This window comes from Ignavibacteriales bacterium (assembly GCA_016709155.1).
Classification (GTDB): Bacteria; Bacteroidota; Ignavibacteria; order Ignavibacteriales; family Ignavibacteriaceae; genus JADJEI01.
This window is the reverse complement of the sequence record JADJEI010000013.1, coordinates 804,115-816,144: the sequence shown is the minus strand read 5'-3', so window position 1 is coordinate 816,144 and position 12,030 is coordinate 804,115. Positions and strand designations below refer to the sequence as shown.

Annotated in this window: 13 protein-coding genes and 1 pseudogene; 9 read left to right on the top strand and 5 right to left on the bottom strand. The window is 33.5% G+C overall.

The genetic code is table 11. The features are described 5' to 3' along the window. Nucleotides 1-924 precede the first annotated feature (924 nt). The 5 genes from IPH11_17150 to IPH11_17130 all read left to right on the top strand — a co-directional run bounded on the left by IPH11_17150 (nucleotide 925) and on the right by IPH11_17130 (nucleotide 3,959). A complete protein-coding gene (locus IPH11_17150) occupies nucleotides 925-1,470 on the top strand; it encodes a hypothetical protein (GenBank protein MBK6915299.1) in 546 nt (181 codons plus the stop codon). 58 nt (nucleotides 1,471-1,528) lie between these two features. Continuing rightward, nucleotides 1,529-1,807, top strand: a complete 279-nt coding sequence (locus IPH11_17145; protein MBK6915298.1) for a hypothetical protein — start codon at nucleotides 1,529-1,531, stop codon at nucleotides 1,805-1,807. Nucleotides 1,808-2,075: 268 nt separating this feature from the next. Further along, nucleotides 2,076-2,732 (top strand): hypothetical protein, encoded by a 657-nt coding sequence (locus IPH11_17140; protein ID MBK6915297.1) that lies wholly within the window; start codon nucleotides 2,076-2,078, stop codon nucleotides 2,730-2,732. Nucleotides 2,733-3,090: 358 nt separating this feature from the next. Further along, nucleotides 3,091-3,342, top strand: coding sequence for an isocitrate lyase/phosphoenolpyruvate mutase family protein (locus IPH11_17135; GenBank protein MBK6915296.1), 252 nt, complete (start codon nucleotides 3,091-3,093; stop codon nucleotides 3,340-3,342). An 8-nt stretch (nucleotides 3,343-3,350) separates the two neighbouring features. After that, nucleotides 3,351-3,959 carry an isocitrate lyase/phosphoenolpyruvate mutase family protein gene (locus tag IPH11_17130; protein MBK6915295.1) on the top strand — a complete coding sequence of 203 codons (609 nt, stop codon included), beginning with the start codon at nucleotides 3,351-3,353 and terminating at the stop codon, nucleotides 3,957-3,959. 157 nt (nucleotides 3,960-4,116) lie between these two features. Here IPH11_17130 and IPH11_17125 read toward each other — a convergent pair whose 3' ends face one another. After that, on the bottom strand, nucleotides 4,117-4,677 hold the full coding sequence (locus IPH11_17125; GenBank protein MBK6915294.1) for a transposase: 561 nt from the start codon (nucleotides 4,675-4,677) through the stop codon (nucleotides 4,117-4,119). A gap of 514 nt (nucleotides 4,678-5,191) precedes the next feature. Between IPH11_17125 and IPH11_17120 the strand changes: the two genes are divergently transcribed. The 3 genes and pseudogenes from IPH11_17120 to IPH11_17110 all read left to right on the top strand — a co-directional run bounded on the left by IPH11_17120 (nucleotide 5,192) and on the right by IPH11_17110 (nucleotide 7,244). Then, nucleotides 5,192-5,923, top strand: a complete 732-nt coding sequence (locus IPH11_17120) for a hypothetical protein (GenBank protein MBK6915293.1) — start codon at nucleotides 5,192-5,194, stop codon at nucleotides 5,921-5,923. A gap of 205 nt (nucleotides 5,924-6,128) precedes the next feature. Beyond that, a complete protein-coding gene (locus IPH11_17115) occupies nucleotides 6,129-6,710 on the top strand; it encodes a carbonic anhydrase (GenBank protein ID MBK6915292.1) in 582 nt (193 codons plus the stop codon). Between the two features lie 88 nt (nucleotides 6,711-6,798). Next, a pseudogene (locus IPH11_17110) lies at nucleotides 6,799-7,244 on the top strand (SRPBCC family protein). A gap of 115 nt (nucleotides 7,245-7,359) precedes the next feature. On the opposite strand, the gene IPH11_17105 reads toward IPH11_17110, so the two are convergent. Then, a complete protein-coding gene (locus tag IPH11_17105) occupies nucleotides 7,360-8,571 on the bottom strand; it encodes a T9SS type A sorting domain-containing protein (protein MBK6915291.1) in 1,212 nt (403 codons plus the stop codon). Nucleotides 8,572-8,785: 214 nt separating this feature from the next. Beyond that, on the bottom strand, nucleotides 8,786-9,139 hold the full coding sequence (locus IPH11_17100; protein ID MBK6915290.1) for a DsrE family protein: 354 nt from the start codon (nucleotides 9,137-9,139) through the stop codon (nucleotides 8,786-8,788). Between the two features lie 400 nt (nucleotides 9,140-9,539). Between IPH11_17100 and IPH11_17095 the strand changes: the two genes are divergently transcribed. Next, nucleotides 9,540-10,082, top strand: a complete 543-nt coding sequence (locus tag IPH11_17095; GenBank protein ID MBK6915289.1) for a hypothetical protein — start codon at nucleotides 9,540-9,542, stop codon at nucleotides 10,080-10,082. Between the two features lie 67 nt (nucleotides 10,083-10,149). On the opposite strand, the gene IPH11_17090 is transcribed toward IPH11_17095, so the two are convergent. Together IPH11_17090 and IPH11_17085 are read right to left on the bottom strand one after the other, a co-directional pair. After that, nucleotides 10,150-10,533 carry a c-type cytochrome gene (locus IPH11_17090; protein MBK6915288.1) on the bottom strand — a complete coding sequence of 128 codons (384 nt, stop codon included), beginning with the start codon at nucleotides 10,531-10,533 and terminating at the stop codon, nucleotides 10,150-10,152. Between the two features lie 65 nt (nucleotides 10,534-10,598). Next, nucleotides 10,599-11,870: a hypothetical protein gene (locus IPH11_17085; GenBank protein MBK6915287.1), complete on the bottom strand. Its 1,272-nt coding sequence runs from the start codon at nucleotides 11,868-11,870 to the stop codon at nucleotides 10,599-10,601. Between the last annotated feature and the right edge of the window lie 160 nt (nucleotides 11,871-12,030).

Here is a 12,030-nt window from a genome sequence, read left to right as displayed (position 1 = left end):
GCCATCTTAATAGATGATCCTGAAAAAAAGCCCGCTGAATTTGCAATCTTTGAGGGTGTTTTTGCAATCCATGGAGGTGAATTTGCAATCCATGGCGATGAATTTTACAAATTATACGAGCATTATAGCAACTAACTACCTACTCCTGTCGGTAAAAAGTATTATTTGTAAAAATTTATTACAGAAAATTTGGTGAAGTTGAGTTTTTGAGGGAAATTTTTGGGGAATGGTGGAAAGGAAATAAGTGAAATGCAGAGTAAATAAAATAATTAAAAAACATTTAAGCTGCCTGATTTATTATTATAAACCGTTGTCCGAAGGACTCCTATGGAGAAACGGTTAATCATTATTTGATTTACATTCTCAACGGGATTTCCCAAGGGGATGGCAAGCCAAATCCCGTTGAGAACTTAAAAAATTTAACTGTCGACCGTTTTAACGGTTTTAGTTATCTTAGAGATACTGATGCAGTTAATTAAATATTTAAATAAATTTTGTTACTTACGAAATATGAGGCGCTGCATAAAAAAATAATTAAAAAAGTTTTAAGAATTATTTGACATTGGCGAAAGCAGTTAATAAGTTTAATCAAACAATTGAGGATGTTTTTGTGAATACGATGCTATGTGACAGGATAAGGATAATAAAACAGAAAATAAATTTTATAAGAAGTAGTGGAGAAATTAAAAGCCCGTTGGATAACCACAAGGTGATGGCTGTGCCACATCCTATAACCATTGGTATGATATGCGGTGGAAAGTTTTGAAAATATTATTTAAATCAAGTTTCAATAGGAATACAACATTCTTGCTGCCGGAATGTTATATGGAATTTTGGCAGTATGATTAATAGTTATGTGTTTTCATTTTTATTTTCAATTCTATAAATGAAATTTATAAAAAACAAAAAAACTAAGTGATCAATATGAAGAATAAATTTTGGATTTTGTCAATTCTTTTCATTTTGGGGACATCAATTTTTGCCCAAGAAATCACAAAAGAGGAATCGAAGTTTAATCAATTGGCCTCAAAAACAGGTACTATCATAAAATTTATTGACTATAAACTTTCAAGACTTGAGTTTATAGGAGGTGGTAGCGCTAACTCTACAGTACGAAAATTGATAATCAACAATGAACCACATTATTTTTATTATATTTCCATTCATAGTAGATGGGGTAATGATGTCGCACTTACTTATGATGACTTTTTAGCATTATCAGAAGCTATGGAAAAATTAAAGAAAGATTCAGCTCAAGATTTAGCTCTACATCTATATTATCTAGAAAACAAATTTATTACTGAAGATGGATTCGAATTAGGATATTCAATTGATAGTGATAAACTTACTTGGTATCTAGTTGATAATAGATTCACTTCGAAAAATATACTACTTTTAAGCAACTTAGAAATTCTGGAAAATTCAATGAAACTCGCTGAACAAAAATTCAAAATATTATTAAATAAATAATAGCGTACATCTAATATCTAGTTAATAAATATTTAATGATAATTATATAGGGAGTAGAATGAAAGATAATATTGAAGTAAGTGTTGATAGGATTAAAGTTATTATTACGGGTTTTAAGAATGAAATATTTACTACAGCTGAAATTTTACGTGTATATTCTGGAGGGTTTTATAGTAATGTTGGTACACCAGCATATTACTCATTTAATGCACAATTTGGGAAATTATTAAAAAGAAATGCAAAAGTACTTAACATAACTGAAATAAAACCCAAATTAGAAATAACAGATGATATTGGTAGAAAAACAAAAAGTTCTCGGTGGCAGAGCAACACATAACAAGCGCCTCAACGCCGACCGCCATTTTAGTTTGGCGGATTTATAATTTTTGGCGTTTATATTTTGTTCGGCATTTTGTTCTAAGTGTTCGTTCTCCCGTAGGGATCCCTTCGGGATAATTAATTAACTTGCCTTCGGTGCTTTGCTGACGCAAGATAAGCACCTACGGCTAAATATTTGGCAATGCGTTTTAGTTTGTCGCACTTGTTCTGGGCGGCGGGTTAGGCGCAACGTCGTTAGCTACCAAAAATATTTAATGGAAAAAAATATGCAAAAGAAAATCATAATAGTTGTTATACTTTTAAGTTCATTTTCAATTTATGCTCAAAGTGAAAATTTAAAATCTGCTTACTTATCTGTTCATTCTGGAATATTTCTTACTTCAATTGAAGATTTCGATAAAACTTATGATTCACAATTCGGATTTGTATATGGCTTAGGAGTTGGATTGCCATTATCTACAAGATCATATATTTATGGTAAAGCAACTTTATTTTCTAAAAGTGGAACTCCTGTAATTCAAACTTATAGTATTGTCAATGGAACACCTGTTTTAGTTTCAGAATCAAGAGAAGGTTCTGCGAGTTTTACACAATGGTTAGTAAACGGTGGATTTTTATATAATTTCTTTTTAAGTCAAGATTTAACCTTAGGAGTAAATGCGGGAATTACTTATTCAATTGTTTCTGAAGAACAAAAAAACAATAGCGGCTCAGTTAGATTATCTGTAGATGGTTCTGGAGTATTTGGATTCTTTTTTGGTGCTGTGCTTGAAAAGAATTTTGATCAAAGTCCTATTTCAATATTTTTTGAACCGCAATATAATTTTATGCGAAGTGATGTTTTAAATTACACTGAGAATTATGGAGGCTTAAATCTTAATTTAGGCATAAGATATTATTTTAAAGAAAGAAGATTAGAGTAATATTAAAGGTAGCTAACCAGCGCCTCAACCCGACCGCCATTTTAGTTCGGCGATTTTATAATTTTTGGCGTTTGGTTTTTGTTAAGCATTTTGTTCTAAGTGTTCGTTCTCCCGTAGGGATCCCTTCGGGATAATTAATTAACTTACAAACTGCACTTGCTGATGCAAGTTAAGTGCAGTTTGTTTAATATTTATCAGTTGTGTTTTACTTGGCTTCCCTGTTATGGGCGGCGGGTTAGGCGCAACGTCGTTATAAGCTTCGTATCATATTAAGTATAATCAAAATACAATAGATTTATTTATGGCTATTCAATGAGAAGTCATATGTATTAAAATTAAATTAAAAAAGGACCATATTATGGTTGCAAGTATTCAAAAAGAAAAAGCCGAACTGTTCTTGAAATTTCATCAGGACAAAGAAATTTTGGTTCTGTTAAACTCGTGGGACATCGGAAGTTCTAAATTAATAGAAGCAAGTGGCTATAAAGCAATCGCAACAACAAGTATGGGAATAGCTGCCTCTTTAGGGTATCCTGACTGCCAGGTAATACAATTGTCAGAAATGATTGAAACTATTACGGGAATCGTAAATGCAGTACAAGTTCCGTAACTGTTGATATAGAAGCAGGATATGGAAATAATTTAAATGAAATAATTCATTCTGTTAAAAAGATAATTGCAACAGGAATTGTTGGAATAAACATTGAAGACAGTATTGATTTAAATCCAATATTAATTGACGAGATGGAATTTTGTGAAAGAATATCAGCCATTCGTGCATTATCAGATACACTGGGCTTTCATTTAGTAATAAATGCAAGAACGGATTCATTTTATACTTCGTCAGGTTCGCCACGAGAAAAATTATCTGAATCAATTAAGCGTGGCAATAAATACCGGGAAGCTGGTGCCGACTGCATATTTGTACAACCTGTATGGGAAAAAGAAACGATTTCAACATTGGTTAAGGAAATTAATGCCCCAATTAATATTCTTGCAAACCCTAAGGTTGGGATAGGATTACCACCATCTGTAAGTGAACTGCAGGATTTAGGTGTTGCTCGTTTAAGTCTTGGTTCAAGTTTGATGAAAGCTACATTAGCTTTAATTAAAAAAGTTGCTGACGAACTGTCTGCAAAAGGGACTTACAATATTTTATTAGATGCGTTAACGCCGCTACCCGATGCTGCAATGGCCTATAAAATGGCAATAGGGTTGAATAAATGAACTACTCATAGCTAAAACGTTAGGAGATGGTAAAAATAAAATAAATTTAAAAACGCTTATAACAAGCTGCTATTGACGACCAATAGATAGTGAATACAAAAGAAAAAAGATAATTTAATGTTTCCTTGGCTGTCACGAACCACTTCGTGACAGGGTTTTATTTAATTTCAATACCCGCCAAAGAAGTATCAACAGGTAAATCTGAATTAACACCGGAAATATAATCTTTTGCACTTGAGTATTTATAATGTTCAGGTCTATTGACTAATCCGGCTTCAAGGGGATTATTATGAATGTAATGCAGTTTAGTCCAGAACATTTTCTCATTTCTAATTACTTCATCGTCAAATCTTTTCATCCAGAATTTTCTTTTGTGATTTTTTATCCCTTTGCCTGCTTCGAAAAAAATATTAGCAAGAGTTTTATCTTTCTTTTGGATTTCTTCCATAATATCCCAGGCAGAATATTTTTTTATATCTCTCATAATATCAGATATAGTTCCGAGTTTTGGATTTACTTCAAGTATCCAATGAAAATGTGAGGGCATTATCACGTATGCAATTACGGTGAATTGATATTTCTTTTGGTAATGCAAAATATTTCTTATTAAAATATCGCAGTAAATATCCCCGGTGAAGACTTTTGTAAAACCAACTATTGTCGTTGTTACAAAGAAAAATCGCTCATCAATTAAGTTTAATCGTCCTCTTCTTCCCATACTATTCAGTCACGAAATGGTTCGTGACTGCCAGGCAAAATGGTTTCTCGTGATCGGGACAAGCTGTGACTGACGAGAGAACAACAAATGGATTTTTATCATTCATAGCTTTATACTATCTACCCGCTGTCACCAAGTGGTTGGTGACAGCCCGGGGAAAGTTTCTCATATCTTTTTAATAGGTAAAAGTAAATTACAACTGTGTAAAAAGTAAGTCTTTTTTGTTTTAAACTCAAGGGGTGTTCTAAAATTTTTGCTGGTGAATTTTCGGAGAGTGAGAGTAATAAAGTTGGAGTAACTAAAACTAAAATAATTAAAAATATAGTTGATAATAACAAAAGCAGTTAATAACTTAGATCAAATAATTGGGGGATGCTTTTTTGTATGCAGCATTAAAATGTGGTTAAAGGAAGTAAATGAATATTTTTACTAAAGTAAAAAAACTGAAATCTATAAATAATTTATACGACAGTGTTGCGTTTTAACATAACACGTCGTTAGGTTTAGTACCATAATGAGAAATAAACTAGTAATCACTATCAACTTTTTATTATTTAATACTTTTTTTGGATGCGCCTCATTAGACAGTGTATCCTATTTTAAAAACGATATTTATACTGATAGATCCGGCTGGAAAGAAGGACCTGAATATTACAATTATTCAGCAATGCCTTTTACTATATATTGGAACAACTACATTGAAAAAGAATTTTCAATTTATTTGACACCAAGACCATATTTGGGGCATAGTTTGGCTTTAGGTTTCTCATATGTACCTGTTATGATCCCAAATATTTTTTCGATCACTTACAATTTAATTTCGCCCGAAAATGATAGTCTGACCTTTGAAGCACTGATAAATTCATCAAATTCCGAAATTGAAATCGATTTATCAAAAGTATTATTTAAAGTTAATGAAGAAGATATATTTCCTGATAGAATCTATTGTAGCAAAATAACTGCAGATACTCTATGCTACAAAGAATATGTAAGGAGTCCAAAATATTTTGGATCGAAAATTCAGAATATTTATAATTACACTACTGGACTTATAAAGCTAAACAATGAATCCCTGTATATTATTTTTAAACTCCCAATTAAAAAAATCGATGTTGATAAAATCAATATTAGTTTTGATCAAGTTATTAGTGAAATAGAAAATCACAAGATCAATAGCTTAATACTGCTAAAGGAAATTCAATACATTTATGATCCAACTATTTTTATGCGGGCTTTAAGTCATTAAACCTAACCAGCGCCTGCTAATGAACTCACTCTTGTAGTTGAGGAGTAAGCGTTAATCCGAATCGCTTTGCTTGTTTGTGTAAATACTTTAACTGTCGTTCTTTTAACTTTGTAACGATTTAAAAAAATGAAATGAAAATCTTTCCCTGCTAAATGCAGAATTAAAAAAAATAATTTAACATCAGTGTTTTATTTTTCTGATAAAAATGAATCAATTACAAGCTGTGTTATTGGAATCTGATATCCCGGAGCAATATCGGGGAACTCCTATCGGTCTCTTGCTTGAGTATCATAACCTTGATCGCCCGTATGAATCATACTCGAATGCGCAGCTGCTTATTGGAATGTGTATGGATAATCGAAAACATTTACATATTCCGGACAATTTCGCTTTCATCATCAGGTCCGGCGGTGCAAATCTTCGATACAGTGAGTTCAAGGTATCGTATGCGGTTGCGGTGGGGGAGGTTCGCAGTATTGCACTAATTGGACATAACCAATGCGGGATGGTTAATCTTATAGACCGCAAGAAACAATTCATCAAAGGACTTGTGGAAAACGCAGGATGGCAATTGGAAGCGGCGGAAGATCATTTTAATCGTTTTGCACCGATGTTTGAAATTGGGAGTGAAATAGAATTTGTTCTTAGCGAAGTCAAGCGACTCCGTCTCAGGTATCCGAAGATTCTCGTTGCTCCGCTTCTTTACCGGGTTGAAGATAATCGTTTATATTTAATTGAAGAGAATACAGCGGCAGCTTTAAAAGGCTTATCGAGCTGTTACAATTAGTGCGGATATATTTTGCTTTGTGTAGTGAAAATCATTTTCTAATCACAGATAATATCTAAGTACATCATAAAAAAAGGAATAAGATAACATGGCAACAAACACAATCAAGCTCCATCGCGTACTTCTTGCCCCTCCCGAACGGGTTTACTGTGCTTTTCTCGATCCTGATGCAATGTGCAAATGGCTTCCACCAAATGGGTTTACCGGCAAAGTCCATCATTCAGAAGCTGTTGTGGGGGGGACCTATAAAATGTCGTTCACAAACTTCGCTACAAATCAAAGTCATTCATTTGGCGGTAAATACTTAGAACTTATTCCCAACGAGCGCATCTGCCACACAGATGAGTTCGACGATCCGAATATGCCCGGCGCTATGAAGGTTACTGTATCGCTAAAAAAAGTATCCTGCGGAACTGAGCTGAGCATTGTACAGGAAGGTGTCTCTGATATTATCCCCCCGAATCCTGCTACCTTGGCTGGCAGGAATCACTCGCATTACTAAAGCTATTAGTTGAAGCAGAGATAACCGAATAGAGCTTTTTCAAAGAGCAAGCAATTACTGGAATGGTGGTTGGAAGATTTTGAGGTGATATTGAATCACTTAACAGGTGATGCTGTCCGATTGATGTTTTAATGGAGTGAATAAATTTTATTTTAAGTACATCATTTTTTTTGAGAATGTCTTTTCATCAATCTGCATATGATAAATATAAACGCCGCTTGATAATGAATTTGCTTGAAATGTTACCTTATATTTTCCCTCCTGCTGAAATCTGTTTTCTAATTCAATTACCTTTTGTCCGAGCATATCATAGACTTCTATCTTAACAATTCCCGAGGCGGGTAGATTATATTCAATTGTTGTAGTGGAGTTAAAAGGGTGAGGGTAGTTTTGCTCGAGCGAAAAATTAAAGACATTATTGTTCAGAAATTTAATTGTATCAACCGGAGAAAAAGTTTTGAAAATACCATTAGAGCCTGCGTATAGGTAACCTAAACTATCAAGCGCCAATGCGGTCACTCCATATTGTAATCCATCATTCGAAGCTGTAATAGATGAATCCTGGATATTATATTTAAATACTCCATTAAAATTAGAGTTAAAATAAATTTCATTTGAGCTTGTTGGAATAATTGAAGTCACCCAATCCAGAGTATCTGAATTATTCACCTTAACCCATTTATAACCATCATCGGTGCTGAAATATATTCCATGAAATCTATCGGCACCTCCAATGAAAATGATACCATCATCCTGTATTCCCTTCATTGCAAGCACATCTCCGCAATCAAAAAATCCTGTTAAAATCCAATTTTGCCCAAAGTCACTTGATAAATAAATTCCACAATCTGTACCAGCTAAGAAATTACCAGAAGAAGTAATATAAAAACTTGAGACAGGGCGAGAAGGATTTAATTCAGTCCAGGTTGTACCTTTATCAGTGGATTTATAAATAGGATCATTACCTGCATAAATAATACCGTTCTTATCCATAAACAAAAAATCAATCCAGACACTATCTAAAGAATTAGCTGACCATGTTAAACCTTTATCGGTTGAGCTAAATATTCCAAAATCGGTGCCAATTAATATTTCATTATCTGTAATGAAAAGTATACGAAGGATATAAATCGACAATTTATCAGTTTCATATAAGTGCTTTGGTTGTTCACCATTAGCCGGATATAATAAAAGTTGATGGTCAATCGCAGCAAATAAGTTGCCCTCAGAATCAACCTGGAGATCATATATATATCCTGTAGTAAGTGAGTCGGAAATTTTTTGCCATGTTGTTTGGGCAATGCAAAAATGATTCGATAAAACAAAAATTGTAATTATTAATATTTTTTTAAGAAGCATTATCGTATTATTAAATTCATTTAATAGTTTCTGATTTCTCTTCAATGATATGAAACCTTATTCTCTGTTTTTTTTACGAATTCACTCAGCGGGCAAAAGTAAATTTTAACTGTGTAAAAAGTAAGGCTTTTTTGTTTTAGATAAAAGTGTTCTAATTTATCCGTGTAGAAGCTATCGCTAGTGATACGCTATGAAACAAAATTGAATCAGATTTTTAAAATGTAAATACTTTACCAGCTTCAAAAGACCATTGAGCTAACTCACTCATATTGCTTCTTGTGCAGCCTTCAATAAATTGCAGTGAGGCGATACCGCGAGCATCAATACACCCCCCGCAAAGTTTAACCTTGCCGCCTTTGTTAATTATACTTTTTAACATTCTTTCAATGTTGTAATAACCTTGCGGGGCGTTTTGATTTACAAGAGCACCGGTAACAGAATCTGCCATTAAAAAAACATTCACTTCAACTTCTGAATGTTCTTTTTGTACTGTCATTGCAAGTCTGCAAGCGTTATAAAATTTTTCTGTTCCGTACGGTGCATCGTTTATTAAAAAAAGTATTTTCATGTAGTATTATCCTTTCGATTAAATGGTTATGTGGGTTTAATTCATCTGCTGTGGTTAAAATGAATCCGGCAACAGCAAAAAAATTGCCTTCATCTTTTTAAGAAGCAAAATTATTCTATTACTATGTGAATAGTAACACCTCTACAATTTAATCCAACTATTTAATATTTGCTGCAAAGTGAATTATATTTTTCCGAAGAATCATCATCTAAAGAATTTATTTTTGATTCGGTGAAGATAAAACTGTAAGTTTGCACAGACGTTTATAAACTTTAATAAATTTGTTACGATAATATTAACGGAACAAAATTAGAACTACTAAAAATGCCTCTCATAAAAAATCATTTCAAAAGATCACCTTTTGATAAAAACCACTTCATTAAAATCGGGGAGATTCAAAATGAAAAAATATTTTTCGCTCTTACTTGTTTCATCAATACTTAGTTTTTCTTTATATAGCTGCTCAGAAACTAACGATGTAACTAATCCACCGCAGGCTGCTTGCGATCAAGGCTGCCAGGATGAAAATTTGGCTTACGGAATTGTTGATGTTTTTGTTTTCATCTGGAATCAGAATATTGCCGGACAACCCGCAGGTGGTAAAGACTTGACAGTTGCAGGTCCGCAGGGAGGGAGTATTCACATAACAGGAACAACCGAAGCAGCAGATAATGGTATCAACACACTGCACCTTGTTTTTGAAATGACGAACTGCAAAGGATTTAAGGATCAGTACAATTTAACATTCAACGGCACCATAAATATTGATGGAACTTTTTCATCCACCTACATTGCAAGAAGCTATACTTGTGCTCAACTCTCTTATGCCGGCACTGTTGGCAAAGATGTAAATCAGGAGGTTAATGGAAACTGCCCGATCACAATCAATGAAACAATACCTACTGTGTCGGGATCAATTTGCGGAAGAACTTTCAGTTATTAAAAATTATAAAAAAGGGAATGACAGTTGCCATTCCCTTTTATCATATCAAGCTGAAAAAAAGTAGTAACTATTGACCACTTGTTGAGTCAGTTTGCAAAGGAGTGTTGACCTCAGCTTTCAATGATGCTAACCAATCTGCTAAAATGACTAATTCTTCATCAGAGCCTTTGTAAGCAATAGGATGGTTTGCATCGTGCATTTTTTCCTGCTTAGTGATAAAGAGTTTTATAAAATCAGCATTGTGTCTGTCACCTACAAACGAAAGATCGGGAATGTTCTTTTTAGGAGTTTTAGGAATTAAACCAAACGCTTCCATAGAGTGGCAGCTTGTGCACTTTGCATCCATAAAGAGTTTTTTACCGGCAGGTTCGTCCTGAAGAGAATTCTTTGTAAATCCTGCAAGAATTAAAAGTGAAAAAAGAATTAGGCTAATATTTATTATTGTTTTCATCGTATTCCTTATAAGATTAAAACGGGAAGTTGTCATCACTTCCCGCAGTAATTGAATAATCAGTTTTAGAACATTGTCCTGATGTTTAAATAGAATTTAGAAACTTTAAGATCTGCATCCTTATCACTTATATCAGCCTCGTAATAAGCAGTGGTTCTGATATTTTCGTTAATGATATAAGTTAAAGCAGGAACGATTCTTTTGTAGTCAAGAATTTTAACACCAGCTACTTCATTATCAGAAGAATAGCTGTCAAAATGAACAGCAGCATTCCACTTTTCGTTAATCATATAACCGCAATCTAAAGCGATACCGTTGTATTTGAAATCTTCAGTAGGGTTGGCAACTAATGACCAGTTATCGTCTTTTGCTATAACATAAGCGGCTTGAAGATCAAGACCTTTCCATCTTAAATTAAGTTGTGGAGATAATCTGTTAAAACTATTTTCTATTTGTGTACTTGTTCCAGTTCCTTTAGTATCGGTACCTGAATAATAATGAATTGTGAATGTACTACCGCTCAAATCTCTGCTTACAGTTTCAGGAAGATTAAATACTAACCCTCCCCATACGTTAAAGAATTGATTTATCTGACCAGCGGAGGTTCCGGGAGAAATACCTGCATAAACAGTAACCCATTCATTCCAACCAAAATATTGAAAGCCAGGTCTTGCAGATGACATATCAACTGATGTTTCACCTTTTCCGTTAGAAGATTTAATTAACATTGCCTCACCTTTTAATGCCGGCAATTGAGGAAGTCTGTTCGGGTAAGAAGCAAATTCAATTGGTGAAATATTACCAATTTGTAAGTTAGCAGCTCTTGTTCCAAAAAGATTTGTTAAATTAAAGTAGAACCAGTTAAACTTGAAACTGCTTTTTGAATATTCTAATTCTGAAAAGAATGAAATGTCTTTGTAGATAGATCCCGCAATAAACATCTGAGCCCAAATTGGGTTAGCTAATGTAATCTTCGTAGTTTTTTCTGAAGCAGAATCTTTTTGTAGTGTATTTGTTTCAAGCAAAAAGGGAGTCATATTTAATCTGAAACCAAATAAGTTAGAGACCTCATCTAAAAGAACACCGCCTGAATTAATTGGGTAAGCGTCTTCAAAATTAGTATTGTAAGTATTCATCATTTGGTATCCGTTTTTCAAGAATTGCTCACCAAAGGCATTCAATCTTGGGAAAACTGTATGACAACTGCTGCAAGACATACCAAATTTTCTTGCCCATTGACTTGTTGCATTTGTATCATTAGAAAAAAGGACTATCATAATAACTATGATAGGAAGGAGAGCAGAAAAGAACCTGCGGAAAGTAGAACGTAGTTGCATATATGACCTCATATTATTAGAAAGTAAATATGGCGTTTGCCATTTAGTTAATTAATTATTTATCATCAAATATTTATTAAAAGCAAATTCATTTAGATGCCGAAAAATTAACAACTAATATGCCAAATGAAATATTGTGAAAAGTGAAAATTCTGAATAT